Origin of the sequence: Amycolatopsis sp. Hca4 (assembly GCF_013364075.1) — a bacterium.
Lineage (GTDB): Bacteria > Actinomycetota > Actinomycetes > Mycobacteriales > Pseudonocardiaceae > Amycolatopsis.
The window spans coordinates 4,754,596-4,780,765 of sequence record NZ_CP054925.1 but is presented as its reverse complement, the minus strand read 5'-3'; the positions used below and the strand labels follow the sequence as shown (position 1 = coordinate 4,780,765).

The window sequence follows — 26,170 nt, the reverse complement described above, 5'->3', positions numbered from 1 at the left end:
CCTTCCGTCGCGGGCGTATGAATAGGCGGGTGGCGGAACGCGTCGAAGCGGGAATGGGCCGGAGACGAAATCGCTGGGGCGAAGGCGAACGGTTGCGCGGCGAGATCCTGGCCGCCGCCGGACGGCTCCTCGCCGAGCTCGGCGGCGAGGACGGGCTGACGATCCGCGGCGTCGCCCGGGCCGTCGGCATCGCCCCGGCGAGCATCTACCAGCATTTTTCCGATCGTGCGGAATTGGTCCGCGGATTGCTCGACCACGAATACGCCCGGCTGCGTGATTCGATGCGCGCGGCGGAGCAGTCACGGCCCGAATCCGACGTCGTCGGCCGGATTCGGGCCCAGATTCACGCCTACTGCGCCTTCGCGATGCAGAATCCGGGGCATTACCGGCTGATGCTCGCGAACGGTGCGTCCGACCTGGAGCCCGGCACCCGCCCGACCGGCCCGCTCCTGGACGTGATCGACCGGCTGACGGCGGGCTTCGAACGCTGCGTCGAGGCGGGGCACGAGCTGCGCGTGACGCCGGGCCGCGCGGCGGCGGTGGTGTTCGTCGGCGCGCACGGCCGGGTCGCGTTGTTCCACAGCGCGCTGAACCGGACCGGGGCCGAGCTGGTGGAGCCGTTCGTGGACGAACTGGTGTCCCTGGTGTTCGCCTGATCGGACGGTGGCGCGGCCGGCCGGAGGATGCTTAGCATAGCTATGTAAATCTCCGGCGGCTCCGGGAGGTATCCGGTGGACGGCGTGCCCGCGTTTCCGATGACCCGGCGGTGTCCCTTCGACCCGCCCGCCGAACTCGGCGAACTGCCCCCGGTTTCCCGGGTGCGCCTGTGGAACGGCAGCACGCCGTGGCTGGTGACGCGCTACGACGACGTCCGCGCGGTGCTGCGGGATTCCCGGGTCAGCGCCGACTCCGACCACCCGGGCTACCCGCACCAGAGCGCGGCGTCGGCGGCCCGCCGCCACCGCGCGAAGTCGTTCATCACCATGGACGGCGCCGCGCACGCCGCGCAGCGCAAGCTGCTGACCGGCGACTTCCTGGTCAAGAAGATGGAGGCGCTGCGCCCGGCGATCCAGCGCATCGTCGACGACCTGGTCGACGGGCTGCTGGCCGGCCCGAAGCCGGTCGACCTGGTGACGGCGTTCGCGCTGCCGGTGCCGTCGCTGGTGATCTGCGAACTGCTCGGCGTCCCGTACGAGGATCGCGAGCTGTTCCAGGACATCACGAAGGTGATGGTGTCCCGCACGGCGACGCCGGCGGAAGCGGTGCAGGCCACCGAAGAGCTGCTGGCCTACCTCGGCGGGCTGGTGAAGCGGAAGGTGGCCGACCCGGGCGACGACGTGCTGAGCAAGCTGGCGGTCACGCAGTACGCGACCGGGAAGCTGACCGCCGAAGAGGTCGCTTCGATGGGCCAGCTGCTCCTGGTGGCCGGCCACGAGACGACGGCGAACATGATCGCGCTGGGCACGGTGGCGTTGCTGGAGCACCCCCCGCAACTGGAGCTGGTGCGCACCGGCGACGCGGACCTGCTGCGCCGCGCAGTCGAAGAGCTGTTGCGCTACTTGAACATCACGCACACCGGCCGCCGCCGCGTGGCCACGGCGGACATCGAACTCGGCGGCGAGACGATCCGCGCGGGCGAAGGAATCATCGCGGCGGGCGACGCGGCCAACCGCGACGCGGCGGTGTTCGAGAACCCGGACCGCCTCGACGTGACCCGCGAGGCCCGCCACCACGTGGCGTTCGGGTACGGCGTGCACCAGTGTCTCGGCCAGACGCTGGCCCGGGTGGAGCTGCAGGTGGTGTACGGGACGCTGTACCGCCGCATCCCGGGGCTGCGGCTCGCGGTACCGGTGGGGGACCTGGCGTTCAAGGACGACATGCTGGTGTACGGGGTGCACAGCCTGCCGGTCACGTGGTGATCAGATCGCCCGCTGGGCCGCGTCCAGGTTCTCCGCCAGCCACGTGGAGACGAACCGCTGCCGGTCCGCGTTCGTGTCCTGCCTCGGCACCATCTCCACCAGCATGATCAACCCCAGGTACACCCGGTACAACGTCAGCCGACGGCGGGCGGGCGCGTCGAAGGCCGCCCGGCCGTAGCCCTCCAGCAGCGGTTCGTCCAGGTCGTGGAACAACGTCAGCGAGACGAACTCCGCCACCGGGTCGCCCCAGAACGCGCGCTCCGCGTCGATGATGCCCGACACTCGGCCGCCGTCGACCAGGATGTTGCCCTGCCACAGGTCGAAGTGGACCAGGACCGGTGTCGTGACCTGCTCCAGCAGCGGCTCGTGGCGACGGACCAGGTGCGCGATCTCCGCCGCCGGGCGGGGCAGGCGGACGCCGTAGGTCACCGCGTCGGCCAGGATTGCGTCCACCATTGCCCGGAACGCCGAGAACCACGTCGGGTGCAACGGGTCCTGGAGGTAACCGAACCCGTCGCCGGTCGTCGAGTGCAGGGCCGCCACGATCTTGCCCAGCTCCGCGCGCAGGTGCGGGCCGGTGCCGGGCGCTCGGTTCCACGGCTCGCCCGGCACCTCCGTCATCAGCAGGAACCCCGGCCCTTCGCCCACCACCGACGGCAGCGGCCCGGACGCCAGGCGGTAGTACGCCGCCTCCGTGGCCAGCAGGTCGTGTTCGTAGGTCAGGCCGGGGCCGGACGGCGCGATCTTGAGCACCAGCCGCCGTCCGTCCGCCAGCCGCAACCGCACCGCCCGGTTGTACGTCCCGCCGCCGATGTCCTCGGCCGACACCACCGCCGCCGGGTCGATGCCCGAGGCCGTCAGCTGCCCTTCCACGAGGCCGAGTCTTCCAGCTTTTCCGCCGCGTCGGCCAGGTCCTCCGGCGTCGGGGCGTCGTCCTGGGTCAGCGTCCGCCGCCAGTAGCCGGTGAACTCGATGGCGCTCTTCGCCAGCCCCCGCCCGACGAGGAGGCGGCGCACCGCCCGGACCGTCGACGCCTCCCCGGCCAGCCACGCCGCTTCCGGGAGGGCCGTCGCGCGCACCGCCTCCAGAAGACGGCTGCCGTGCTCGGCGCCGTCCCGGTGCAGCCACCGGACGCCCGGCAGCGGCTGCTCCTCCGCCGCGTCCGCGACCTCGACGAACGCCACCACATCGTCCACTTCGGACAAGATCGAAGCGATGGCGGGGATCGCCGTCTCGTCGCCCGCGCACAGCAATGCGTCTGCTGTGGACAGTGGACGCCGGTACGCCGGATCCGGTCCGTACCGGCCGAGGACGTCACCCGGTGCCGCTCGGAACGCCCAGGCGGTGGCCGGTCCCGCCGCGCCGGCGTGCAGCACGAAGTCGACGTCGATCGTGTCGCCGTCCCGCGCGCGCACCGTATAGCTGCGCATCACCGGACGCTCCTCGGCCGGGATCGCCAGGTACGCCTGGTACCACCGCAGCACGTCGTCGCCGTCCGACGGCAGCCGCACCGGGCGGCCCGGCGGCGGGAACAGGAGCTTGAGCTGCTGGTCCGGCCACGGCTCCAGCTCGGCCAGGCCGTCGCCGGTGAAGGTGACGCGCACGACGCGCGGCGTCACCCGCCGCACCGCCGTCACTTCGAGCAGACCGGCCGGCTTCACGGCTTCCCCAGGTATTCGCGCAGGTGGCGGGCGGTCAACGTCGAGGCGTCGGCGACGAGCGCGGCCGGGGTGCCTTCGAAGACCACCCGGCCGCCGTCGTGGCCTGCCCCGGGGCCGAGGTCGATCAGCCAGTCGGCGTGGGCCATCACCGCCTGGTGGTGCTCGATGACGATCACCGTGTTGCCCGCGTCGACGATCCGGTCGAGCAGCGCCAGCAGCTGGTCGACGTCGGCCAGGTGCAGCCCGGTCGTCGGCTCGTCGAGGATGTAGGTCGACCCGCGTTCGGCCATCCGGATCGCCAGCTTGAGCCGCTGCCGCTCGCCGCCGGACAGCGTGGTCAACGGCTGCCCGAGCGTGAGGTAGCCGAGGCCGACGTCGGCGAGGCGGTCCAGCACCGTCCGCGCGGTGCCGCCCGCGAAGAACTCGCGGGCCTCGGCGACGGACATCGCCAGCACCTCGCCGATGTTCTTGCCGCGCAGCTCGTAGGTGAGCACCTTGGGCGTGAACCGCCGGCCTTCGCACTCCTCGCAGACGGACGCGACCCCGGCCATCATCGCCAGGTCCGTGTAGATCACGCCGAGGCCCTTGCACTTCGGGCAGGCGCCTTCGGAGTTGGCGCTGAACAGGCTCGCCTTGACCCCGTTGGCCTTGGCGAACGCCGCCCGGATCGGGTCGAGCAGGCCGGTGTAGGTCGCCGGGTTGGACCGCCGGGACCCGCGGATCGCCGACTGGTCGACCACGACGACGTCGTCCCGGCGGGCCAGCGAGCCGTGGATCAGCGACGACTTCCCGGACCCGGCCACCCCGGTGACCACGGTCAGCACGCCGAGCGGGACGTCGACGCTGACGTCCTTCAGGTTGTGGAGGCGTGCGCCGGTGATCGAGAGGTGCCCGGTGGGCTGCCGGACCTCGGAGCGGAGGGTGACCCGGTGGTCGAGGTGGCGGCCGGTGAGCGTGCCGGACGCGCGCAGGCCGTCGACGCTGCCGGTGTAGCAGAGCCGGCCGCCGTCGGTGCCCGCGCCGGGGCCGAGGTCGACGACGTGGTCGGCGATCCGGATCGTCTCCGGCTTGTGCTCGACGACCAGGATCGTGTTCCCCTTGTCCCGCAGGCACAGCAGCAGGTTGTTCATCCGCTCGATGTCGTGCGGGTGCAGCCCGACGGTCGGCTCGTCGAAGACGTAGGTGACGTCGGTGAGGCTGGAACCCAGGTGCCGCACCATCTTCACGCGTTGCGCTTCGCCGCCGGAGAGCGTTGCGGATTCGCGGTCGAGTGAAAGGTAGCCGAGGCCGATCTCGACCAGCGAGTCCAGGGTGTCGCGCAGGTTGGCCAGCAGCGGCCGGATCGAGGGTGCGTCGAGGTTCCGCACGAACTCGGCGAGGTCGCTGATCTGCAGGGCGGCGCAGTCGGCGATGTTCTTGCCGTCGATCTTGGCCGACAGCGCGGCCTGGTTGAGCCGCGCGCCGCCGCACTCACCGCAGGTGGCGAACGTGGCGGCCTTCTCGATGAACGCCCGCAGTTTCGGCTGCAGCGACTCGACGTCCTTGTGCAGGTAGAGCCGCCGGACCTTCACCGCGAGGCCCTCGTACGTGACGTTGGTCTTCCCGACCTTGACCTTGCAGGAATCCTTGTGCAGCAGGGCGTTGAGCTGCTCCGGCGAGAAGTCGCGGATCTTCGCGTCGGGGTCGTAGAAGCCGGAGGAGAGGTAGGTCTGCACGTACCAGGTGTCCGGCGTGAAGCCCGGCACCTGGATCGCGCCTTCGTTGAGGGAGAGGTCGAAGTCGAGCAGGGCGTCGACGTCGAGGTCCGAGACGCGGCCGAGGCCCTCGCAGGCCGGGCACATGCCTTCGGGCAGGTTGAAGCTGAACGCGCCGCTGGTGCCGACGTACGGCTCGCCGAGCCGCGAGAAGGCGATCCGCAGCATGGCGTACGCGTCGGTCGCGGTGCCGACCGTGGAGCGCGAGTTGGCCCCCATCCGCTCCTGGTCGACGACGATGGCCGCGCTCAGGTTCTCCAGCAGGTCGACGTCCGGGCGCGACAGGCTCGGCATGAACGACTGGAGGAAGGCGCTGTAGGTCTCGTTGATCAGCCGCTGGGACTCGGCCGCGATGGTGCCGAAGACCAGGGACGACTTGCCGGAGCCGGAGACACCGGTGAACACCGTGAGCCGTCGCTTCGGGATGTCCAGGTCGATGCCGGTCAGGTTGTTCTCCCGGGCCCCCCGGACCTCGATCACGTCGTGGGTGTCGGCGGCCCGCCTGGGTGAAGTCATACCGTCCTTCTCGATACTTTAGGCTGTAAAGTGATCTGCCAGCGTACAATACTTTAGGGTGTAAGGAGTCGGCAAGGTGGTCGTCTTCGCGGGTCAGGGCGACGCCCGGCGGTCCATGGAGCTGCTGTGGGGGCCGCGGGTGGTGGCGCCGCGCACCGGCCCGGGACCCAAGCCGGGCCTGTCGGTCGAGGCGATCGTCGCGGCGGCGATCGAGATCGCGGACGCCGAGGGCATGGCGGCGCTGTCGATGCGCTCGGTCGGGGAGCGCCTCGGCCGCACGGCGATGGCGCTCTACACGTACGTCCCGGGCAAGACCGAGCTGGTCGACCTGATGTACGACCGCACGCTGGGGGAGCTCCCGGCGTCGTTCCCGGAGTCGGCGGGGTGGCGCGCGGCCGCGCTGGCCCTGGCCGGCGCGCTGTGGGACCTGCACCTGCGGCACCCGTGGCTGCTGCAGGTCTCGCCGGCGCGCCCGGTGCTCGGGCCGGGGGAGTTCCACGTGCAGGAGACGCTGCTGTCGGTCCTGGCGTCGACCGGCCTGCCGCTGTCCCGGGTGCGCTGGGTGGTGGCGGCGCTGTTCAACATCGTCCGCGGCTCGGTCCAGGCGGCGGCGGAGTCCCGCCAGGCCGCCCGCGAGACCGGACAGTCCGAAGAGGACTGGTGGGGCGCGCGCTCGGCACTGCTCGGCGAGCTGGCGCCGGACCTCACGGCCCGCTTCCCGACGGTGGCCAAGCTCGGCGAGGAGGGGGAGTACGAAGCCTCCGATTCCGAGGAGCCTTATCTGGAGCGGGAGGCCCGGCTGTCGTTCGAGGCGGGCCTGGAACTGCTCCTGGACGGCGTCGAAACGGCGATCGTCAAGGCTTCCGGGCCTCGATGAGGAACCTCGTCGTGTGGGCGACGAACGGGCCGTCGCGCTCGATCTTCTCGTGCAGCTCCCGCAGCTTGTCCCGGTACTGCCCGACCGTGAAGCCCGGGACCATCCAGATCACCTTGCGCAGGAAGTAGACCACCGCGCCGATGTCGAAGAACTCGGTGCGCAGCGACTCCGAGCGCAGGTCCGTCACTTCGAGGCCGGCCTCGGCGGCCGCCCGCACGGCGTGGTCCGGGTGCCGGCTGGTGCGGGTGTCCGCCGGCTGCGGGCCGAGGAAGAACTCGACCAGCTCGAACACGCTCGCCGGGCCGACCTGCTGGGAGAAGTACGTTCCGCCGGGACGCAGGACACGGGCGATCCCGGGCCAGTCGGTCGTCACCGGGTGGCGGCTGCTGACCAGGTCGAACACGCTGTCGCGGAATGGAAAACCCGCGGTGGCCACGACCGTGACCCCGCGCGGCCGCAGCCGGGCCGACGCCTTCGCGATGTTCGGCGGCCACGACTCGGTTGCGACCATCAGCGGCGGCAGGGCCGGGCAGCCGTCGAGGACTTCGCCGCCGCCGGTCTCCAGGTCGAGCGCCGCCTGCACGCCCCGGAGACGGGAGCCCAGGAGGCGTTGGTAGCCCCACGAAGGGCGGGCCTCGGTGGCGCGGCCGTCCAGCCAGGAGAAGTCCCAGCCCTCGACCGGCTCGGCCGCGGCTTCGGCCACCAGGTCGTCGAACACGGCTTTCGATGATCACAAAACGGGCGGCGGCCCGCCACCCGATTTCCGGACCGGCGGCGGGGGCACCGGCTTGGCCAGCGCGACGGCGTCGAACGCGACCACGACCGGGCCACGTCGGGTCTCGATCGTGCAGGAGACGTCGTTGCGGGCCACCAGATCGCCGAGCGCGTCGGTGAAGCCGCCCTCGATGCGGTAGCGCACCACGACCCGCGTGCCCAACGGCAGCTCCCGCAGCAGTTTCACGCCACCACCTCCGGAACCGAGGCCCCGGCACCGGCCGGCTCGGGGTGGCCCAACTCTGTCAGCCAGCCGCGGAACACCCGGTGCAGGGCCTCCGCCCCGACGACCTCCTCCGGGAACGCCAGCTCGCGCGGGTGCACGACGAACCCGCGCTGCTGCGGCCCGCCCAGCCCGCCGTGCGAGCCCACGTGCGTCTCGAACGGCGACGCCTGGTCCGAGTCCGGGTCGTAGCGGCTGTTGATCATCACGTCCGCGCAGTGCGGGAACGTGTCCACCCGGCGGATCAGGTCCGCCGCGTGCTCGCCGTACGGCAGCAGCGGGTCCTCGCCGATCACCACCCCGGACGCGAGCCGGTGCAGGCCGTCGCGGCCCAGCACCACCGGGCCGAACTCGCGGCTGCGGACCAGCAGGAACCCGACGCCCGGGTGGTCCACCAGTGACGGCAGCAGGTCCGGGAACTCGCGCTCGATCGTCTCCAGCTCGACGCGGCCGTCGTGCTCGGTGAACGAAACCATCGCGAGGTGTCCCGACACGACCACCACCACGCCGGGTGCCACCCGGGTGACCGCGCCCGGCGAGCCGGACGTCGTGCGCGGGCGGTCTTCGGCGCACTCCGCGTCCTCCACCCGGGCGCGCAGCCGGCGCGCGATCAGGCCGCCGCCCTTCGTCGCCTCGGCCAGGGCCGCGTTGATCTGCCAGCTCTCGGCCTGCCGCCGCTTGCCGGCGTCCGGCGACGGCGAACCCCCGCACAGCCGGCCGACGTACGCCTCGATGGTCTCGCCGAACCGCTGCGAGAACGCCTGGCCCTGGGTCTGGCCGTGGTCCGACAGGGCGACGACGTGGTAGCGGCGCGGAGCGAGCCGCGAAGCCCGGTGCAGCCGCGCGATCTGCTGGTCGATCGAGCGCAGCACGGACAGGGTGTCGAACCGCTCGATGCCGGAGTGGTGCGCGACCTCGTCGTAGCCGAGGAAGTCCGCGTACACCGCGGGCCGTCCGGCGAGCATGTCGCCGAGGATCGCGGAGACGACGACGTCCCGCGCGATCACCGTCGTGCCCGGCCGGGCCAGGGGGTACCAGCCGCCGCGCGGGATCCGCGGGACGACGCCGGCGCGGCGCTGGCGCACCGACGCGCTGATCTCGCGGAAGACGTCGACGAGCGCGACGGCGAACGTGCGCAGCGCGTTGACCGGGTTCGCGAAGTAGGCGTAGTAGCCCGCGCCGACGCGGTCGCGGTGCCGTCGCTGGAGCTTCTTCGGCACCAGCACCGGGATCGAGCTCATGGTGAGGCTGACGTGGGCGGCGTCGCCGGAGAAGAGGTTGCCGCGGCTCGCGCCGTCGCCGGCCAGGAGGCCGCGGCCGTCGGAATGCCGCCGCTCGATCTCGGCCGCGTCCGCCGGGTGCGCGCACGCCATCACGTGGTCGCGGTCCTTTTCGTACCAGCGGAAGCCGAGGATGTCGTGGTTGGAGCCGTGCAGGATGCCGCACACGCTCGCGCCGGTCTGCGAGCTCCAGTCGGTGTGCCAGCGCTCCAGCGTGTGGCTGCCCTCGGCGAGCCAGGCGGCGAACGTCGGCATGTCGCCGTCGCGGATCGCGCGGCGGACGGTGTCGTACCCGAGGCCGTCGATCTGCAGGAACAGCACGCCGGGCGGCGGGTCCGCGGCCGCGTCGGCCGGGGTGTGGCGACGGCGGCGGCGAGCGGCCCGGCGGAAGAAGATCTCGTCTTCGTCGATCGCGAGCAGGCTGGAAATCAGGGCCCCGACGGCGGCCATGCCGAGCGTGACGATGACCGCGGTCCGGAAGCCGGCCACCTCGACGCCGGGCACGGTGCGGAAGACCGCGAGGGTGCCGGCGCCGAGCAGCAGGAACCCGAAGCCGCCGAAGGTGAAGAACGCCAGCGGGTAGGCGATCCGCATGACCAGCGGCCAGACGACCGCGGTGAGCAGCCCGAGCAGCAGCGCGCAGACCGTCGGCTGCCACCAGTGCGTCATCCGGAAGCCGGGCAGCAGCACGTCGAGCAGGCGCAGCGCGCCGGTCACCGCGATCCACACGCCCACCGCGCGGGCCACGGCCCGGCCACCGCGCAGCAGCCGGCCGTTGGGCGCGGTCGTCGTCACACCGGCTCCTTCGTCTTGCGCCGCCACCGGGCGATCAGGTTGGCCAGCACGGTGACCAGCAGGACCAGCACCGTGGCGAGCAGCGTCGCGACCACGGGTGAGTCGAAGATGCCGCCGCTGACGATGCCGAGCACGGCGTACGCGCAGGCCCACAGCACGCACGCGACCAGTGCGGCGGGCAGCAGGCGCCGCCACGGGTAGCTCAGCGCGGCCGCGGCGAGCAGCACCGGGATCCGCCCGGCCGGGACGAGCCTGCCGATCACCACGAGCTGCCAGCCGCGGCGGGCGAACTGCTCGCGCGCCTTCTCGAGCCGCTCGGCGGGCTGGCGGCGGCTGATCCAGCGGAACGCGGCTTCGCTGCCCAGGCGCGGGATCCCGAACGTCACGACGTCACCGACGTACGCGCCGAGGGTGGCGAGGACGATCACCAGCGGCAGCGACAGGTGCCCGGTGGTCGTCGCGACCGCGGCCGCGGCCCCGACCACCGCGCCGGTCGGCACGACCGGGACGATCGAGCCGAGCAGCACGCCGCCGAAGACCGCGGGGTACCCGATGGCGGCGGGGTCGGTCCAGTTCACGGGCGATCCTTCGGCGCGGGCAGGGTCACGTCGGCGCCGGGTTCGGTGAAGAGCACGTCGGTGTGGCCGTTGGCTTCGGCGGCGAACACGCGCGGCGGGTCGGCGAGCAGCCGTCGCATCCGGGCCGTGCGCCGGACGCCGGGGAGGGCGAGCGTGCCCCAGTGCACCGGGACGGCTGCGCGGGCCCGGACCAGCGCGGCGGCCTGCGCGGCGCGCGCGGGATCGAGGTGGCCGGGCCCGAGGTTCGGCCCCCAGCCCCAGACGGGCAGCAGGGCGACGTCGACCGGGCCGAGCTCGCGCATGCCGTCGAAGAGGTCGGTGTCGCCGGCGTTGTAGATCGTCGTGCCGTCGCTTTTGATCAGGTGCCCGAGCGCGGGGCTCTGCGGCCCGTGGGTCAGGCGCGGTCCCCACCGGTGTCCGGAGTGGACGGCCTCGGTGGCGGTGACGGTCAGGTCGCCGTCGGTGAGGGTTTCGCCGGGCGCGATCTCCTCGACGCGCTGGAAGCCCTTCTTGCGCAGCCACGTCCCGGCCCCGCGCGGGACGACGATCCGGGTGCCGCGGCCGAGCAGCTGGAGCGACGGCAGGTGCAGGTGGTCGCCGTGCAGGTGGGAGAGCAGGACGAGGTCGACGCCGGCGTAGCTTTCGGGCGGCGGCACGGGCACGACCCGGACGAGCCCGCCGACCCGCGCCGTGAGCACGGGGTCGGTCAGCACCACCCGGCCGCCGATGTCCAGGCGGACGGTCGAATGGCCGAGGAACCGCAGGCTGAAGCCGCTCACGCCCCCGAGTATCGCCTCCGCCGCCGGGGAATGCCCGGCGGAGTGGCCAGGGCAACGCCGGAGTGTGATCCGGAAGCCGACACGCGTGATTGAAGGGTCGACTCGCGTGATTGGAGGGTCGACACGGCGATGGGGCGGTGTGTCGACCCCAGGATCACGCGTGTCGACTCCGGGATCACGCGTGTCGACCCTGGGGTGCGGCGGTCAGGGGGTCGGGAGCAGGGCGGAGATGCGAAGGGAGGACGTTCCGATGCCGGTCGGGCCGCCGAAGGGCGCGCCGGGCGGGGGGACCGGGGCCGGGTGGCAGCCCAGCTCCGGGTCCGTGTAGCGGGCCGAGATCTCGTGCCAGTGCAAGATTCCCGCCATCCAGTCGCGCAGCTCCTGGACGAACCCGAGCAGCGTCGCCTCGGTCGTGTCGTCGCGGTACAGGGCGGGCAGCTCGGTCGCCGCCGAGTGCTCGAACTCCGCCAGGCGGGCGTGGATCAGGTCCGTCACCACTCCGGCCGCGCGCTCCTCCGTGCAGTCCAGGAAGTTCCGCACCACCAGCACCGCGTTGTGCAACTCGCCTTCGTGCTCGATCTCCTTGCGGTAGGAGTACAGGTCGTTGGCCAGGCACGCCACGTCCGCCGCCGCGTGCTCCAGCGTCTGCACCGGCCGCGTGCGAGCCAGCTCGGGCGGCACCGCGTGGCGCCGCGAGAGGCTCATCGTGAGGTCCGCGCCGAACGTCCGGCGCCGCATCTCGACGTAGTCGATCGGGTCCGGGATGCGGTTCTGGGCCTGGTTCGCCAGCTCCCAGAGCCAGCTCGACGTCATCGCCTCGACCGCCGCGCGCACGGTGGGCCGTCGCTCCGCCGGGGTCCGCGGCCAGAGGTCGGCCAGGCCCGCTTCCAGCGGGTTCGCCGGCGTGGGCATCGGTGCGCCGTCCGCCGGCATGAACGCCGGCAGGCGGAAGTTGGCCGCCTTCGCGCCGGCGAGGTCGCGGGTCGCGCCGAACACCAGCGGGTAGTGGTCGTCGGCGTAGGTGCGCCAGGTCAGCCAGTCGCTGGTGAGGTCGAGGGCGTCGGCCGTCGCGTCCGGGAGGATGCCCGCCGCGCACCGCGGCAGGTCGGCGGCCCGCAGCTTGCGCTCGTCCCAGACCACGCCGTCGAGGAGGCCGGTGCGCCGCGCCCAGTCGACGTTCCGGACGCGGGCCTCGGCGAGGTGCGGGCTGAGCCGCAGCGGCAACGGCAGGTCGAGCGACGGCCGCGGCAGGCCGGCCGCGGAAAACGGTGTCGAACCGTAGGCCCGCAGCCGTTGCGGCGCGGTGGCGAGCGCCGAGGAGAAGATGCGGGCCGCGGACGTGCCGAGGTCGGTGCCGCCGTGGCCGGCCAGGGCGCCTTCGTTCATGTACCGGCTGGACCGCAGGTGCCATTCGTGCCCGCCGGCCTGCCAGTCCTGCAGGCCCTTGACGTAGGCGAACGTCGCGGCGCGGGCGGCCGGGTCGACGCAGTGGTCGTCGAGCAGGGCGGGTACCTCGGTGAGCGCGGTGTGCTCGAACTGGTGCAGCCGGGAGGTGATCAGGTCGTTGACCGCGTCCGCCGCCTGCTGGGTGCCCAGCCCGAGGAACTTCTCGAACACGAGCACGCCGTTGGACAGCTCGCCCTCGTCCTGCACCTCGCGCTGGTAGGAGAACAGGTCGTTGCGGAGGTGGACGCTGTCGGCGAAGCAGTCTCGCAGGACTTCCATCGGCCGGGACGCGGCGATCGCGTCCGGCACTTCGGCGTGCACCGAGTGCTCGACCAGGTTCGCCGACCACGGCGCGCCGCCGACCTTCCGCCGCATCTCGACGTACTCGATCGGGTTGGCGAGACGGCCCTCGTTGATGTTGGCCAGCTCCCACAGCGACTCGTCGAGCAGCGCCTTCGTGCTGGCGACGAACCGGCGCCGCCAGCCGGCCGTCCGGTGCGGGACCGTCCGCCGCCACAGGTCGGTGAGGCCGCGCTCGACCGGGTTCTCCGGTGTCGCGGTGATTTCGCCTTCGGCGGGCATGAACAGCTCGAGCCGGTCGAGGTAGCCGCGCGCGCTCTCGATGTCCCCGGTGCGCTTGTACAGCTCGAGGAAGTGGTCGTCGAAGTAGAACACCCAGACGTACCAGTCGGTGATCAGGTCGAGCTCGTCGGCGCCGGCGTCGGGGTGGGTGTAGGCGCACAGCAGGGCGTAGTCGTGGGCGTCGAGGTCGTGCTCGGTCCAGATCACCGTGCCGTGCTGCGGCACGTCGATCATGTCGAGCTCGCGAGCCCACGCCTTGCTGTGCTCGCGCGCCTGTTCCAGGTGCGGGTTCAGGCGCGCCGGGTACGGGAGGTAGAACTCGGGGAGGACGAACGGCTGATCGGGCACCCCGCGAGGCAACCAGCCCTCCGCGGTGTCCGCCAAGGGGAACAGCCGCGAAGCACACGAACGGGACGAGCGCTTCCCCCGGGCGGCCCAGCGCACCGCCGGGCCCGATCGGCACGCGGTGGCGGGCCGTCGCACGATGGGGGTCGTCCCCGAGCGAGGAGAGCAGATGACCGACGAAAACCGGGTGGTCGACAACCCGGAGGAGAACCGCTACGAGCTGTGGGCCGGCGAGAAGCTGGCCGGCATCGCGCAGTACGACCGCCGCGGCGACCTCACCGTCTTCACCCACACCGAGATCGACGACGCCTTCTCCGGGCAGGGCCTTGGCAAGGTGCTGGCCTCGGGCGCGCTCGACGACGTCGTCGCCCGCGGCGGCACGATCGTGCCGGTCTGCCCGTTCATCGCCGGGTACCTGCGGAAGCACCCGGGGTACGAGGACCACGTCCGCTGGCCCCGCGAGTAGGCCGGACGGGGCGGCCGGTTACGCCGTTCGGGGTGGTCTGCGCGGTATGTCCGGTTCCCTTGGTTATTAACCAACCTTCGTCGGTGGTGCGTTGGTTGCCGGGCAACGAAAGTGTCGGCACCGGCTTCGAACGGCAAACCTGGAGGAAGTTGATGACTCCCCGGAAGACCGCCCTCAAGACCTTCGCCGTCCTGTCAGCGGCCGCGCTGACCAGCGGCGTTTGCGCTTCGGCTGCCACCGCGTCCCCACTGGCCCTCGCCGAGCTGCAGGCCCACGCGATCACCAGCGCCACCCAGGTGGCGAACGCGCTCGGTGCCGCATCCGGCGGCGTCTACCTCGAAAACGGCAAGGCCGTGGTGAACGTCGTCGACGACGCCGGGCTGCAGCGGGTGCAGGCCGCCGGCCTGACCGCGAAGAAGGTCAAGCACACCTTCGCCGCGCTCACCGGCGTCAAGAACCAGCTGGACGCGGTGAAGAACGTGCCGCAGACCGCGTGGGGCATCGACACGAAGACCAACCAGGTCGTGGTGAAGGTGTACGACGCGGCCAGCAAGGAGACCGCGGAGAAGGTGTCCGCGGCCGCCGCGAAGTACGGCGACAGCGTCCGCGTCGAGCACCGCACCGGCAAGCTGTCGCTGTACATCGCCGACGGCGACGCGATCCAGAACAGCCAGGGCCGCTGTTCGCTGGGCTTCAACGTGACGCGCGGCGGTTCGCCGTTCCTGCTGACCGCGGGCCACTGCACCAACCTCGGCGGCACCTGGTCCGGTGGTGACGTCTCCGGTGCGCAGGTCGTCGAAAGCGACTGCCCCGGCGCCGACTCCGGCCTGCTGACCCGCCCGAACGGCAGCGGGCCCGGTGAGATCAACACCGGCCAGCCGATCACGTCGGCCGCCGCCCCGACCGTCGGGGAACAGATCCAGAAGCAGGGCTCGACCACCGGCGGCGGCAGCGGTGAAGTGACCTCGGTCGACGAGTCGGTCAACTTCGACGTCGGCGTGCTCAACCACGAGTTCGGCACCACCGCGCACACCGACCACGGCGACTCCGGCGGCCCGGCCTACGACGGCTCCACGGGCCTCGGCACGCTGTCCGGCGGCGACACCGTGACCAGCTACTTCTACCCGCTCACCCTCGAGCTGCAGGCCTACGGCCTCGAGCTCGCCTGAGGACCGGCGAAGGCCCGCTCACCGCCGTCGGGGGAGGTGAGCGGGCCATCGCGGGTCACGCTTCGAGCCGGCGCGCGCGGTAGACGGCGTCGGTGTGGTGGCCTTCGCCGCGCGTCTCGCACGTCTCGACCACCCACTGCCACGGGTCGCCGAGGTAGCCGGTGATCTCCTCCGGCTCGAAGAACAACTCCTCCGGCGGCTTCTCGCCGTCGAACTGCCGCATGGCCTTCGGCGAGTGCCCGACGACCAGCAGCGTGCCGCCCGGCCGGATCGCCGCCGCGGCCGCCGTGAAGACGTCGCGGCGCAGGTCCGGCGGGAGGTGCATGTACTGCGCCGACACCAGGTCGTACTGCGCTTCCGGCCGCCACTCGAGGATGTTGCGGTGCAGCCAGTTCACCGTCACGCCCGCCTCGGCACCGGCTTCGGCGGCGCGGGCGAGCGCGGTGGTCGAGATGTCGACACCGTCGACCGTCCAGCCGTGCTTGGCCAGCCAGATCGCGTCGCCGCCCTCGCCGCTGCCGAGGTCGAGCGCGTGCCCGGGTTTCAGGCCTTCGACCTCGGCGCGCAGGTTGGCGTTGACGTTCCCGCTCCAGATCCGGTGCTCGTCACGCTGGTACAGCGCTTCCCAGAAGTCCTGCTTGAGCATGGCGTCGACGGTCATCGGGTGGTCGTGGGGCATGGTTCCTCCTCGGGGACGTCCTCCGAGCATGCGGACGACGTCCCCGGGAAGGCAAACTTCGTTGCCGGTTCGGCAACTAGTTCCCGTACACCTGGAGCTCGTAGAGCGAGTAGCCGTACGACGTGCCGCGCGTGACGCCGTTCATCCGGACGTACCGGCCGCTGCCGGTCAGGCCGGTGAGGTCGTCGGTGCCGCCGTTGCCGGTGGTGGTGCTGTAGATCGTCGTCCAGGCCGTGCCGTCGGCCGAGATCTGGACGCTGTACGCCTTCCCGTACGCGGCTTCCCAGGTCAGTTTGACGTGCGAGACGGACTTCGTGGCGCCGAGGTCGACGCGCAGCCACTCCGCGTTGCTCCCCTCCTTCGACGCCCAGCGGGTGCCGGTCAGGTTGCCGTCGAAGGCCGCGCCCGCCGGGTACGACGACGACTCGGTGGAGGACGCCGTCGCGGGCTTTCCCTGTGAGAGCAGGGTTTCCGAGCCGCCGCCACCGGTCACCGTGACGCCGAGGGACGCCGTCTTCGTCCCGCCGGTGACGGTGATCGTCGCCGAGCCGGGGGACGCGGTCGTGGCGGCGGCGACCGTGACGGTCGAGGACCCGCCGGCCGGCACCGACGCGGGGGAGAAGGACACGGTCACGCCCGCGGGGGCGCCGCTCGCGCTCAGCGTGACAGCGTCCGTGCTGGTCACGGTGGCCGTGGCCGAAGCGCCCGGCGCGACCGAGATCGACGACGGCGTCACGCTGAGGCTCGAGGAGGTGCCGGCCGCGGTGAACGTCCAGCGGGCGGCGGTACCGGAGCAGCTGCCCGCGGTGAGCGTGGTGCCCGAAGCGCGGAAGCACTTCTTGCTGGTCTGGATGTCGGAGATGGTGCCGTCCGGGTTGATCGACCACTGCTGGGCGGGCCCGCCGGTGCAGGTCTGCAGCACGATGGAACTGCCGGAGATGCCCGCGCACTTGTCGTTGATCACCAGGAACGCGCCGTGGAAGGTGAACCGCTGCTCGGCGGTCCCGGTGCAGCTGGCCACCTTCAGCGTGGTGCCGCTGTCCGGGGCGGCCAGGCAGGTGCCGGTGGAGGTGTTCCGGTACTGGCCGACCGTCGTGTTCGGCTTGGCGCCGCCCCAGCACTCGCCGGTGCCGGTGTTGAAGATCGGCGTGGCGTCGTACGGTTCGTCCGACGGCGGGTCGACGACGACCGGTTCCATCACCGGCATGTTGTCGGGGTTGTAGTGCGTGAGCGCGTCTTCGCAGTCGATCGCGTCGAAGGCGCTGCCGCCCTTGCCGCCGAGCCAGAGGTCGATGTGGCGCAGGCCGGGGCCGCCGTTCGGACCGTGGCCGCTCCAGTCGTCGGAACACTCGTCGCAGCCGTCCTCCATGATGAAGTACTTCTTCACCCGCGGGACCCAGACCTTGGTGCCCGGCTTGAGTTCGTCGCTGCTGGTGGCGAAGGTGATCGGGTCGGCGTAGCTGCCCTTGCCGCCCGCGGTGTCGTGGATCTGCGGGTAGGAGATGTCCCCGCCCGGCGGGGTGTTGTCCCACCAGCCGTAGAAGGTGAGGAAGGTCGGCTGCGTGGTGGCCGCGCTCGCGGTGGCGGCGCCGGAAAGCGCGGCGGCCACGGCGAGGAACAGGGTCACGACGAGCACGAGCGCGCGCCGGGTCATGCTGCCTCCGGGAGGACTGGGCGGACGGTGACTGCGGCGTGGCTCCAGGTTCGCCGGGCGGGTGCCGGTCCGTCAAGACCTATTCGTAAAGTTTCCTAACAAACGCGGTTTCGTGTCCCGCTCGGCGGGAAAATCCGGTGGCCGCCGGGGTTCCTCGGCGAAGATGGCGGCATGAGCGAACAGCGGGAAATCGTGGTCACCGGGGGCGGCACCGGCATCGGGCTGGCGATCGCCGCCCGGTTCGCGGCGGCGGGCGAGCGGGTGACGGTGACCGGACGGCGCAAGGACGTCCTCGAAGCGGCGGCGGAAAAGATCGGCGCGCGGGCGGTGGCCTTCGACGCGAGCGACCCGGCGGCGGTGCAGGCCGCGCTGGCGGACCTGCCTCCGCGGGTCGACGTCCTGGTCAACAACGCCGGCGGCAACACCGACCGGGTGCGGGAGGCGCCCGCACCCGGTGACCTGAAGGGCCTCGCCGACGCGTGGCAGGCGAACTTCGACGCGAACGTGCTCTCCGCGGTGCTCGTCACGGCGGCGCTGAAGCCGCGGTTTCCGGACAACGTGCGGGTGGTGACGCTGGGATCCATCGCGGCGAAGCAGGGTTCAGGCTCCTACGGCGCGGCGAAGGCGGCGATCGAGGCGTGGAACACCGACCTCGCGCGGCAGCTGGGCGCCGGGGGAACGGCCAACGTCGTCGCGCCGGGCGTCGTCCTCGACACGGAGTTCTTCCACGGCACGCTGACCGACGAGTGGCTGGAGCCGCGGATTTCCCTGGCGTTCAACAAGCGGGCCGGCCGTCCGGAGGAAATCGCCGACACGGTGCGGTTCCTGGCCGCCCCGGAAGCGGCGCACCTGACGGGCCAGGTGGTGCACGTCAACGGCGGGGCGTACGGCGCCCGCTAGGCCATCCGGGTCGAAGGGGCGGCGCGCGGCCGCCGTTCTCTCCATGGTGGAAGGGTGGGAACCACCGGAAGAGAGAGGTGATCCGCCGTGACGGCCGCTCCCGAAACCCCGGCCCTCCCGACGACCCGGCCGGACGGCTGCCCGTACGACCCGCCAGGGGAGTACGCCGACCGCCGGGAAACGGCACCGACGTCGAAGGTGCGGTGCCCGGCCGGCATGGACGCGTGGCTGGTGACCCGCTACGCCGACGTCCGCGCGGTGCTCGCCGACCGCACGCTGAGCTCGCGCGGCGCGTCTTCGGTGCACGTCAACCCGAACGCCGACCTCGACGAGGAGATCAGCCCGGGTTCGATCATCCAGCTCGACGGCGCCGCCCACGCGCGGCTGCGGAAGAAGGTGATCGCGGAGTTCACCGTGCGGCGGATGAAGGCGCTGCGCGGATACGTGCGTTCACTGGTGGACAGCCACCTGGACGCGATGCTCGCGCAGGGGGCGCCGGCGGATCTGGTGCGGGACTTCGCGTTGCCGATCCCGTCACTGGTGATCTGCGAACTGCTCGGGGTGCCGTACGCCGACCGGGCACGCTTCCAGAGGCAGAGCGCCACGATGGTGAGCACCGACGCGACCCGGGAGGACGGCGAGCGGGCGTACCACGAGCTTTCCGATTATTTGGCGGGGTTGTTCACCGAGAAGCGGCGGAATCCGCAGGACGATCTCTTCAGCAGGCTGATTTCCGACGGCGCGGACGACCCGCTGACGATGGAGGAGCTGGTGGTCCTCGGCCTGAGCCTCCTGGTGGCAGGCCACGAGACGACGGCCAACATGATCGCGATGAGCACGTTGGTGCTGCTGGAGAACCCGGACCTGCTGGCGCCCGCGCTGGCGGAACCGGAGCGCGCGGTGGAGGAACTGCTGCGGTACCTGTCGGTGGTGCAGTGGGGCGTGTTGCGCTACGCGACTTCGGACACCCAGGTCGGATCCCGATCGGTCCGGGAGGGGGAGTGGCTGGTGGCGGCGTTGAACTCGGCGAACCGCGACGAGTCGGTGTTCCCGGGGGCGGACAAGCTGGACTTCGCCCGCGAGTCGCCGCGGACGCACGTGGCGTTCGGCTTCGGGGCGCACCAGTGCGTGGGGCAGCAGCTGGCGCGGGTGGAGCTGCAGGAGGCGCTGACGGGGTTGTTCCGGCGGGTGCCGGACCTGCGGTTGGCTGTGGGGCGGGAGGAGTTGGCTTTCAAGCACAACACGCTCGTTTATGGGGTGCGGGAGCTGCCGGTGGCTTGGGGGTGAGGGGCGCGGGTTGCGCGCGCCGGTGCGCCATCGGTCTGGAACGCTGGACCGCGCGGCTGCTCGGCGCCGCGAACGTCCGGGACGTCACGCTCTTCCCGCGTGACCTGCACCGGCTGACCCCGTGAGGAGTGGCCATGACAGCTCGTCGCCTGTGGGCGGCCGTGGAACCGTTGCACGCCGCCGTCTACTTCGCGCCCGAGACGGCCGAAGCGGCGAAGGTGGCCGGGCTGCGTGGCTACTGGATGGGCTACTTCGCGGGCCGGCTGGCGCCGCTGGGCCCGGTCGGTCCCGAGCCCGCGGCCGCGATGCTCTTCGGCTTCGCGCCGGCGATGGTGGCGCGGGCGCTGCCGGACGCGTGGTCGTTCGCCGCGCCCGGGGCCGTCGTCGGGTCGCGGATCGAGGCCGTTGCGGCGGCCCTGCGCCCGGTCGTCGGCGACGTCGCGGAACTCGACGAGCTGCTCTGGCGGGCGGTGGACGCGTGCGAGTTCGGCGGCCGCCCGCTCGCGGCGGCGTGGGCGGCCGTGCCGAGGCACGCGGACCCGGTGGCCCGGCTGTGGCTGGCGACGACCATCCTGCGCGAGCACCGCGGAGACGGCCACGTCCTCGCGGCGGTCCACGCCGGGCTGAGTGGGCTCGAGACCACGCTCACCCACATCGGTGACGGTGTGATCACCCGCTCCGACATCCAGCCCCACCGCGGCTGGTCGGACGCGCAGTGGGACGCGGCCGTGGACCGGATGCGGGCCCGCGGAGTCCTCGACGCCGAAGGACGACTGACCGAGGCGGGCCGCGAGCTGCGCCGCACGATCGAGGAGGACACGGACCGCCTGGCGGCCGCGCCGGTCGAGGCGCTGGGCGCCGACGTCGAGCGGCTGCTGACGCTGGCCGTGCCGCTGAGCCGGGCGCTGATCGACGCCGGTGTCGTCCCGGTACCGAACCCGATGGGTGTCCCGCGGCCCTGACCGTCGATTCCGGGGCCTGCCGTTCGACGCAGGGGTAACCGGACACCCAGGAGGTCTTCATGACGTTGCTCAACGGCAAGAACGCGATCGTCTACGGCGCCGCGGGGCCGATCGGCACGGCCGTCGCCACCGCGTTCGCCGGGGAAGGCGCGCGAGTGTTCCTCGTGGGCCGGACCCGCGCTCGGCTCGACGAGGTGGCCGGCCGCATCCGCGCCGCCGGTGGCCGCGCCGAGACCGCGGAGGTCGACGCCCTCGACGAGCGCGCGGTCGACGAGCACGCCGCGGCCGTGGGCACCATCGACGTGTCGGTCAACCTCATCGGTCACGGCGACGTCCAGGGCACCCCGCTGGTGGACATGCCGCTCGCGGACTACGAGCGGCCGGTGCTGACGGCCGTGCGCACCCACTTCCTGACCGCCCGTGCGGCGGCCCGGCAGATGATCCCGCGGCGGTCGGGGGCGATCCTGTTCTTCGGGGGCGCGGGAGATCCGGTGCGGGAGTTCGCGGTCGGCGGGCTGCAGGTGGCGTTCCACGCGCTCGAGGCGATGCGCCGCCAGCTCGCGGCGGAGCTCGGCCCGCACGGGATCCGCACGGTGACCCTCCGGACGGGCGGCATCCCGGAGACGATCCCGGCGGACTTCCCCGGCCGGACCGACCTGGAGGAGAACATCGCGGGCAAGACCATGCTCGGCCGCGCGGCCACCCTGGCCGACGTGGGAGCGGTGGCGGCGTTCGTCGCCTCGGACCGGGCCGCCTCGATGACGGCGGCCACGGTCAACATCAGCTGCGGCGCCCTGGTCGACTAGCGAACCCACCGGGCGCCCGCGGCGGCTTCGGGGAGAGGGGTGCTTGCAGTGGGCGGGTCAGTGCGACCCCGCCGCGGGCGCCGGTTCGTTTGCGTCCGTGGCGGCTTGTGGCAGGGGGCACGGACGGCGAGCGGGTCCGGTGCGACCTCGCCGTGGGCGCCGGTTCGTTTGGGTCCGTGGCGGCTTGTGGCAGGGGGCGCTGACGGCGAGCGGGTCCGGTGCGACCTCGCCGTGGGCGCCGGGTTCATTTGCGCCCGCGGCGGCTTGCGGCCGAGGAGGCGCTCACGGCGAGCGGGCCCAGTGCCACCGCCGCGGGCGTCGGCTCACCTGCGCCCGAGGTTCGGCGCGCCCGAAGCGTCGCCACCGAGGCGGCCGCGAACCCTCAGCGGGTCCCTTCGCGCTGCTCGACCACCAGTTTCTGGTGCCGGGCCGCGCGGACCCGGTCCCCGCAGGTTGTCGAGCACCAGCGGCGGCGGGCGTGCTCGCGGACGTAGTAGCGGATGCAACCGTGCGCCTCGCACGGCCGCACCAGTGCCCCCAGCTCCCCGCTGACCACCTCGATCGCGTCCCGGGCCAACGCCCCCACCGCCGCGTCGAGGCTGCCCGGCCGGGCGCTGTTCCACGCGCGTGACGGCCCGTCGCCCCAGGTCAGCGCCAGTGCGGCCGCGTCCGCGCCGGCCGCCGCGTTCACCGCCGCCAGCGCCGCCGGTGCCGGGACACGGCCCGCCGCCAGTGCCGCCAGCAGCTCCCGGACCGCGCCGCGCAACTCCGTCAACCGGCGAAGCGACGCCGCGTCGGGTACCGAAGCCGCCAGCCCGTGCGAGCCCAGCCACGAAACCGCCGAAGCGGGCGAAGCGAGGTCGTCCCCCGTCACGCGTTCGGTGTTGACCAGCGCCAACGCCGGTGCGCGGTCCTCGCCGGGTGCCGCCGTGACCATGTCCGCCTCCCGAAGTCCGTCCCCGAAGTGTCCCCGACCGTTGACAGCCTACGCCGTCTCATGGATAAATGAGCAAATAAACATGAGAGGAGACCACCATGGTCGCCGTGCACCACCGCTTCGCCACCGTCGACGGGCACCGGCTCTTCTACCGGGAGGCCGGCCCCGCCGACGCCCCCACGATCGTGCTGCTCCACGGCTTCCCGACGAGCTCGCACATGTTCCGGCACCTGATCCCGGCGCTGGCCGACCGCTACCACGTCGTCGCGCCGGACTACCTGGGCGCCGGTGCCTCCGATGCCCCGTCCACCAGCGAGTTCACCTACACCTTCGACGCGCTCGCCGAACTCACCCTCGGCTTGTTCGACCAGCTCGGCCTCGGCCGCTTCGCGCTCTACATCCAGGACTTCGGCGCGCCGGTCGGCCTGCGCATCGCGACCGCCCACCCCGATCGGGTGACAGCGATCGTCACCCAGAACGGCAACGCCTACGTCGACGGCCTCGGCGCCGGGCTCCCGCAGAAGCTCGCCGCCGGCACGCTGACCGAGGACGACCTGCGCGGCATGGTCACCCTGGAAGCCACCAAGGCGCAGTACCTCGACGGCGTGCCCGACCCGGCGCTGGTCAGCCCGGACGTCTGGATCCACGACCAGGCGCTGCTGGACCGGCCCGGCGCCGCGGCCATCCAGCAGGCGCTGCTCGCCGACTACCACCACAACGTCGCCCTGTACCCGAAATTCCACGAGTACTTCCGGACCAGCAGGGTGCCGCTGCTGGCCGTCTGGGGCGGCAACGACGAGATCTTCGTCGCCGACGGCGCCCGCGCCTACGCCCGCGACCTGCCCGACGCCGAGATCCACCTGCTCGATTCCGGCCATTTCGCCCTCGAGACGCACCTGGACGCGATCGCCGGGTACATCCGCGGCTTCCTCGGCCGGGTCCTGCCCGTTGACCGGGACGCCGGTTGACCACCGGCCCGGCCCGCTCGTAGGGTCGGGACGAACTCCGCCGTCGTCATCACCCATGGAGGACGGTATGAGTCGACTGATTCGGGCGGGGGCGATCGCGCTCGCGCTCGCCGCCGCGACGATCACCCCGGCGGCGGCCGCTGACCCGTTGCTGTCGCAGGGAAAACCGGTGACGGCCTCTTCGTCGGGCGGCTGCTGCCCGGCGGCGAACGCGGTGGACGGGAACTCCTCGACCCGGTGGGCCAGCGCGGCCGGTGTCGATCCACAGTGGATTTACGTCGACCTCGGCGCGGCCGTGCACGTCAACCGGGTCCGGCTGCAGTGGGACGCCTCCTGCGCCACCGCCTACGAGATCGACACCTCGGCCGACCACGTCAGCTGGACGAAGATCTACGCGACGGACGCGGGCAAGGGCGGCGTCGAGGACCTGACGTCGCTGGACGGCACCGGCCGGTACGTCCGGGTCTACGGCACGAAACGCTGCCGCACCGACGCGTCGAAGGGGTACTCGCTGCAGGAGTTCGGCGTCTACGGTTCGGGCGGTGACGTCCAGCCGCCGTCACCGCCCGGCACGCCGACGCTCGTCGGGGTGACGCCGGCCAGCGCCACGATCGAGTGGACCGCCGCGACCGACAACGCCGGCGTCGCGGGCTACGACGTCTACCGCGACGGCCAGCTCTGCGCGAGCACGACCGGCGCGCTGACCGCGACCTGCGGCAACCTCAGCCCGAACGGCAGCTACGGCTTCTACGTCAACGCCCGTGACGCGGCCGGCAACGTCTCGCAGGCCAGCGGCACGCTGACGGTGAAGACGCCGCCGTCCGACGACCACACACCGCCGTCCGCGCCGACGGGCGTGCACACCACCGCGGTGAACAGCACGTCGATCGGGCTCGCGTGGACGGCGTCGACCGACGAAGTCGGCGTCACCGGCTACCGGATCTACAACGGCAGCACCCAGATCGGCACGTCGGACACGACCAGCACCACGCTCGGCGGCCTGGCCCCGAACACGACGTACCACCTGCAGGTCCGGGCCTTCGACGCCAACGGCAACCTCAGCGACCCGAGCACGCCTGCCCTGGACGTCACCACCACCGGCGGGTCGACCTGCACGCCGTCGCAGGGTGTCTGCGGCGCCACCCAGGTCGGCACCGACGACGACGTCGTGTGGGGCCTGGTGACCCTGCCGGACGGCACCATCCTCTACAACCAGCGCGACGCGCACGACATCGTCCACCTGAACCCGAAGACCGGCGCCAAGAAGACGATCGGGACCGTGCCGAACGTGCAGAGCACCGACGGCGAAGGCGGCCTGACCGGGCTGGAGATCAACCCGGCGTCGTTCGCTTCGGACCACTGGCTCTACATCATGCACACTTCGGGCAGCGACAACCGGATCGTGCGGATCAAGTACGACCCGGCCGCCGACTCGCTGACCACCAGCACCGAGCAGGTCCTGCTGACCGGTATCGCCCGCAACAAGTTCCACAACGGCGGCCGGCTGCGGTTCAGCCCGGACGGGAAGTACCTCTTCGCCGGTACGGGTGATGCGCAGAACAGCGCCAACGCGCCGAACACCAGCAGTCTCAACGGAAAGGTGCTGCGGATCAACCCGGACGGCTCGATCCCGGCCGACAACCCGTTCCACAACGCGGTGTGGAGCTACGGCCACCGCAACGTCCAGGGCCTGGCGTTCGACTCCCAGGGCCGGTTGTGGGAGCAGGAGTTCGGCAACAGCATCATGGACGAGACGAACCTGATCGTGAAGGGCGGCAACTACGGCTGGCCGTCCTGCGAAGGGACGTCGGGTTCGTGCGACGGGTTCATCGCGCCGAAGAAGACCTACCCGGTGGCGCAGGGCTCCTGCAGCGGGATCACGATCATCCGTGACGCGCTGTACGTGGCCTGTCAGCGCGGGGCGCGGCTCTACCGCGCGGTGATCAGCGGCAGCTCGCTGACCAACTTCCAGACGTTCTTCAACGGCACGTACGGCAGGCTCCGCACGGTCGAGCCCGCGCCGGACGGCCAGATGTGGCTGGCGACCAGCGTGGACGGTGACAAGGACAGCACGCCGCACAACAGCCACAACAAGATCCTGCGGGTGTCGGTGGGCTAGGTCCGGCCGGCACGGTGGTCGGCGGAGCGTGGCACACTTCGTCGACCACTACGCCCGGCAGGGGAGCACCGCGCATGACCGATCGTCCGGCGAGGCGAACGCAGGAGCAACGACGCGCCGAGACCGAGCGGCGCGTGCTGGACGCGGCCATGGCGCTCATCGCGCGCAGCGGGTCCCGCGCCGTCACCCTCGCCGAGGTCGGTGAGGCCGCCGGCTACAGCCGCGGCATCGTCTACCACCACTTCGGCAGCCGGGAACGGCTGCTGGAAGCCGTGCTCGACGCGGCGCAGCGGTTCGACGTCCCCGCCTACGACGGGGACGGCCTGGAGCACCTGGTGCGGATCGTCGAGGCGTACCTGCGCAACGTCGTGCGGCGGACGCCGTCCGCGCGTGCCTTCCTGCAGCTGTGGGGCGAGGCGATCGCGGCCGACCCCCTGCTGGCGCCGCTGTTCGCCCGCCGGGACGCCGACTTCCGGCAGCTGCTGGCGGACGTGGTCCGCCAGGGTGTCGCTGACGGGTCCGTCCGGTCCGACGTGCACCCGGCCGCGGCCGCCGTGCTGGTCGTCGCCCTGGTCCGGGGCACCGGGCTGCAGCTCATCGCCCAGCCCCCGGTGCGCAACGTCCCCACTCTCATCCGCGAGGCGACGCGCTCGGTGCGCGCGGCGTTCGCCGTCACGCCGTAGTTTTCCGGCCG

The 26,170-nt window shown here is 72.1% G+C and carries 25 protein-coding genes; 13 read left to right on the top strand and 12 right to left on the bottom strand.

Annotation, left to right across the window (positions count from 1 at the left end):
- The first annotated feature begins 53 nt into the window (after positions 1-53).
- Both HUT10_RS20770 and HUT10_RS20765 read left to right on the top strand, forming a co-directional pair.
- Positions 54-656, top strand: a complete 603-nt coding sequence (locus tag HUT10_RS20770) for a TetR/AcrR family transcriptional regulator (protein WP_176177920.1) — start codon at positions 54-56, stop codon at positions 654-656.
- 99 nt (positions 657-755) lie between these two features.
- Positions 756-1,919 carry a cytochrome P450 gene (locus HUT10_RS20765; protein WP_176177919.1) on the top strand — a complete coding sequence of 388 codons (1,164 nt, stop codon included), beginning with the start codon at positions 756-758 and terminating at the stop codon, positions 1,917-1,919.
- Here the strand turns inward: HUT10_RS20765 and HUT10_RS20760 are convergent, their stop codons facing one another.
- Genes HUT10_RS20760 through HUT10_RS20750 form a run of 3 tightly spaced genes read right to left on the bottom strand, consistent with a single transcriptional unit; the run spans position 1,920 to position 5,850 of the window.
- The gene (locus tag HUT10_RS20760) at positions 1,920-2,792 is read right to left on the bottom strand and encodes a phosphotransferase family protein (RefSeq protein WP_176172749.1); all 873 of its coding nucleotides are present in this window, start codon (positions 2,790-2,792) and stop codon (positions 1,920-1,922) included.
- On the bottom strand, positions 2,777-3,580 hold the full coding sequence (locus tag HUT10_RS20755) for a siderophore-interacting protein (protein WP_176172748.1): 804 nt from the start codon (positions 3,578-3,580) through the stop codon (positions 2,777-2,779). The genes HUT10_RS20760 and HUT10_RS20755 overlap by 16 nt, the downstream gene beginning before the upstream one ends.
- The gene (locus tag HUT10_RS20750; RefSeq protein WP_176172747.1) at positions 3,577-5,850 is read right to left on the bottom strand and encodes an excinuclease ABC subunit UvrA; all 2,274 of its coding nucleotides are present in this window, start codon (positions 5,848-5,850) and stop codon (positions 3,577-3,579) included. Before HUT10_RS20750 ends, HUT10_RS20755 begins: the two co-directional genes overlap by 4 nt.
- A 76-nt stretch (positions 5,851-5,926) precedes the next feature.
- On the opposite strand from HUT10_RS20750, the gene HUT10_RS20745 reads away from it, so the two are divergent.
- Positions 5,927-6,727 carry a TetR/AcrR family transcriptional regulator C-terminal domain-containing protein gene (locus tag HUT10_RS20745; protein WP_176172746.1) on the top strand — a complete coding sequence of 267 codons (801 nt, stop codon included), beginning with the start codon at positions 5,927-5,929 and terminating at the stop codon, positions 6,725-6,727.
- On the opposite strand, the gene HUT10_RS20740 is transcribed toward HUT10_RS20745, so the two are convergent.
- From HUT10_RS20740 to HUT10_RS20715, 6 genes are all read right to left on the bottom strand, one after another.
- Entirely contained in the window at positions 6,705-7,445 is a 741-nt protein-coding gene (locus HUT10_RS20740; RefSeq protein ID WP_176172745.1) for a methyltransferase domain-containing protein, read from the bottom strand. The genes HUT10_RS20745 and HUT10_RS20740 overlap by 23 nt on opposite strands.
- A gap of 12 nt (positions 7,446-7,457) precedes the next feature.
- The gene (locus HUT10_RS20735) at positions 7,458-7,688 is read right to left on the bottom strand and encodes a ferrous iron transport protein A (RefSeq protein ID WP_176172744.1); all 231 of its coding nucleotides are present in this window, start codon (positions 7,686-7,688) and stop codon (positions 7,458-7,460) included.
- Entirely contained in the window at positions 7,685-9,799 is a 2,115-nt protein-coding gene (locus HUT10_RS20730) for a phage holin family protein (RefSeq protein WP_176172743.1), read from the bottom strand. Before HUT10_RS20730 ends, HUT10_RS20735 begins: the two co-directional genes overlap by 4 nt.
- Positions 9,796-10,377, bottom strand: coding sequence for a DedA family protein (locus HUT10_RS20725; RefSeq protein WP_176172742.1), 582 nt, complete (start codon positions 10,375-10,377; stop codon positions 9,796-9,798). Before HUT10_RS20725 ends, HUT10_RS20730 begins: the two co-directional genes overlap by 4 nt.
- Positions 10,374-11,156 carry an MBL fold metallo-hydrolase gene (locus HUT10_RS20720; protein WP_176172741.1) on the bottom strand — a complete coding sequence of 261 codons (783 nt, stop codon included), beginning with the start codon at positions 11,154-11,156 and terminating at the stop codon, positions 10,374-10,376. Before HUT10_RS20720 ends, HUT10_RS20725 begins: the two co-directional genes overlap by 4 nt.
- Before the next feature lie 204 nt (positions 11,157-11,360).
- Positions 11,361-13,532 carry a germacradienol/geosmin synthase gene (locus tag HUT10_RS20715; RefSeq protein WP_176172740.1) on the bottom strand — a complete coding sequence of 724 codons (2,172 nt, stop codon included), beginning with the start codon at positions 13,530-13,532 and terminating at the stop codon, positions 11,361-11,363.
- A 166-nt stretch (positions 13,533-13,698) separates the two neighbouring features.
- Between HUT10_RS20715 and HUT10_RS20710 the strand changes: the two genes are divergently transcribed.
- Positions 13,699-13,995 (top strand): GNAT family N-acetyltransferase, encoded by a 297-nt coding sequence (locus HUT10_RS20710; RefSeq protein WP_176177918.1) that lies wholly within the window; start codon positions 13,699-13,701, stop codon positions 13,993-13,995.
- A 152-nt stretch (positions 13,996-14,147) separates the two neighbouring features.
- Positions 14,148-15,164 (top strand): S1 family peptidase, encoded by a 1,017-nt coding sequence (locus HUT10_RS20705; RefSeq protein WP_176172739.1) that lies wholly within the window; start codon positions 14,148-14,150, stop codon positions 15,162-15,164.
- 55 nt (positions 15,165-15,219) lie between these two features.
- On the opposite strand, the gene HUT10_RS20700 is transcribed toward HUT10_RS20705, so the two are convergent.
- Positions 15,220-15,843, bottom strand: a complete 624-nt coding sequence (locus HUT10_RS20700) for a cyclopropane-fatty-acyl-phospholipid synthase family protein (protein WP_176172738.1) — start codon at positions 15,841-15,843, stop codon at positions 15,220-15,222.
- Positions 15,844-15,919: 76 nt separating this feature from the next.
- Positions 15,920-17,497 (bottom strand): discoidin domain-containing protein, encoded by a 1,578-nt coding sequence (locus HUT10_RS20695; RefSeq protein ID WP_176172737.1) that lies wholly within the window; start codon positions 17,495-17,497, stop codon positions 15,920-15,922.
- Between the two features lie 171 nt (positions 17,498-17,668).
- On the opposite strand from HUT10_RS20695, the gene HUT10_RS20690 reads away from it, so the two are divergent.
- The 5 genes from HUT10_RS20690 to HUT10_RS20675 all read left to right on the top strand — a co-directional run bounded on the left by HUT10_RS20690 (position 17,669) and on the right by HUT10_RS20675 (position 21,452).
- The gene (locus HUT10_RS20690) at positions 17,669-18,397 is read left to right on the top strand and encodes an SDR family oxidoreductase (protein WP_176172736.1); all 729 of its coding nucleotides are present in this window, start codon (positions 17,669-17,671) and stop codon (positions 18,395-18,397) included.
- A gap of 87 nt (positions 18,398-18,484) precedes the next feature.
- Positions 18,485-19,684, top strand: coding sequence for a cytochrome P450 (locus HUT10_RS20685; protein WP_176172735.1), 1,200 nt, complete (start codon positions 18,485-18,487; stop codon positions 19,682-19,684).
- On the top strand, positions 19,681-19,809 hold the full coding sequence (locus HUT10_RS51875; RefSeq protein ID WP_303246972.1) for an amino acid--tRNA ligase-related protein: 129 nt from the start codon (positions 19,681-19,683) through the stop codon (positions 19,807-19,809). Before HUT10_RS20685 ends, HUT10_RS51875 begins: the two co-directional genes overlap by 4 nt.
- Before the next feature lie 9 nt (positions 19,810-19,818).
- On the top strand, positions 19,819-20,646 hold the full coding sequence (locus HUT10_RS20680) for a hypothetical protein (protein ID WP_176172734.1): 828 nt from the start codon (positions 19,819-19,821) through the stop codon (positions 20,644-20,646).
- A gap of 59 nt (positions 20,647-20,705) precedes the next feature.
- On the top strand, positions 20,706-21,452 hold the full coding sequence (locus tag HUT10_RS20675) for an SDR family NAD(P)-dependent oxidoreductase (protein WP_176172733.1): 747 nt from the start codon (positions 20,706-20,708) through the stop codon (positions 21,450-21,452).
- Between the two features lie 382 nt (positions 21,453-21,834).
- Here HUT10_RS20675 and HUT10_RS20670 read toward each other — a convergent pair whose 3' ends face one another.
- Entirely contained in the window at positions 21,835-22,389 is a 555-nt protein-coding gene (locus tag HUT10_RS20670; RefSeq protein WP_176172732.1) for an ABATE domain-containing protein, read from the bottom strand.
- A 98-nt stretch (positions 22,390-22,487) separates the two neighbouring features.
- Here HUT10_RS20670 and HUT10_RS20665 point away from each other — a divergent pair, with 98 nt between their 5' ends.
- The 3 genes from HUT10_RS20665 (at position 22,488) to HUT10_RS20655 (ending at position 26,159) form a co-directional block, all read left to right on the top strand.
- On the top strand, positions 22,488-23,357 hold the full coding sequence (locus HUT10_RS20665) for an alpha/beta fold hydrolase (protein WP_176172731.1): 870 nt from the start codon (positions 22,488-22,490) through the stop codon (positions 23,355-23,357).
- A gap of 67 nt (positions 23,358-23,424) precedes the next feature.
- Positions 23,425-25,476 carry a PQQ-dependent sugar dehydrogenase gene (locus HUT10_RS20660; protein ID WP_176172730.1) on the top strand — a complete coding sequence of 684 codons (2,052 nt, stop codon included), beginning with the start codon at positions 23,425-23,427 and terminating at the stop codon, positions 25,474-25,476.
- 74 nt (positions 25,477-25,550) lie between these two features.
- Complete coding sequence (locus tag HUT10_RS20655) at positions 25,551-26,159, top strand: TetR/AcrR family transcriptional regulator (protein ID WP_176172729.1); 609 nt, start codon at positions 25,551-25,553, stop codon at positions 26,157-26,159.
- Positions 26,160-26,170 lie beyond the last annotated feature (11 nt).

Coding starts and splice junctions, on each gene's coding strand:
- HUT10_RS20665 (WP_176172731.1), top strand. CDS start 22,488: ATGGTCGCCGTGCACCACCGCTTCGCCACCGTCGACGGGCACCGGCTC.
- HUT10_RS20710 (WP_176177918.1), top strand. CDS start 13,699: ATGACCGACGAAAACCGGGTGGTCGACAACCCGGAGGAGAACCGCTAC.
- HUT10_RS20680 (WP_176172734.1), top strand. CDS start 19,819: ATGACAGCTCGTCGCCTGTGGGCGGCCGTGGAACCGTTGCACGCCGCC.
- HUT10_RS20670 (WP_176172732.1), bottom strand. CDS start 22,389: ATGGTCACGGCGGCACCCGGCGAGGACCGCGCACCGGCGTTGGCGCTG.
- HUT10_RS20660 (WP_176172730.1), top strand. CDS start 23,425: ATGAGTCGACTGATTCGGGCGGGGGCGATCGCGCTCGCGCTCGCCGCC.
- HUT10_RS20695 (WP_176172737.1), bottom strand. CDS start 17,497: ATGACCCGGCGCGCGCTCGTGCTCGTCGTGACCCTGTTCCTCGCCGTG.
- HUT10_RS20655 (WP_176172729.1), top strand. CDS start 25,551: ATGACCGATCGTCCGGCGAGGCGAACGCAGGAGCAACGACGCGCCGAG.
- HUT10_RS20765 (WP_176177919.1), top strand. CDS start 756: ATGACCCGGCGGTGTCCCTTCGACCCGCCCGCCGAACTCGGCGAACTG.
- HUT10_RS20700 (WP_176172738.1), bottom strand. CDS start 15,843: ATGCCCCACGACCACCCGATGACCGTCGACGCCATGCTCAAGCAGGAC.
- HUT10_RS20690 (WP_176172736.1), top strand. CDS start 17,669: ATGAGCGAACAGCGGGAAATCGTGGTCACCGGGGGCGGCACCGGCATC.
- HUT10_RS20750 (WP_176172747.1), bottom strand. CDS start 5,850: ATGACTTCACCCAGGCGGGCCGCCGACACCCACGACGTGATCGAGGTC.
- HUT10_RS20770 (WP_176177920.1), top strand. CDS start 54: ATGGGCCGGAGACGAAATCGCTGGGGCGAAGGCGAACGGTTGCGCGGC.
- HUT10_RS20705 (WP_176172739.1), top strand. CDS start 14,148: ATGACTCCCCGGAAGACCGCCCTCAAGACCTTCGCCGTCCTGTCAGCG.
- HUT10_RS20675 (WP_176172733.1), top strand. CDS start 20,706: ATGACGTTGCTCAACGGCAAGAACGCGATCGTCTACGGCGCCGCGGGG.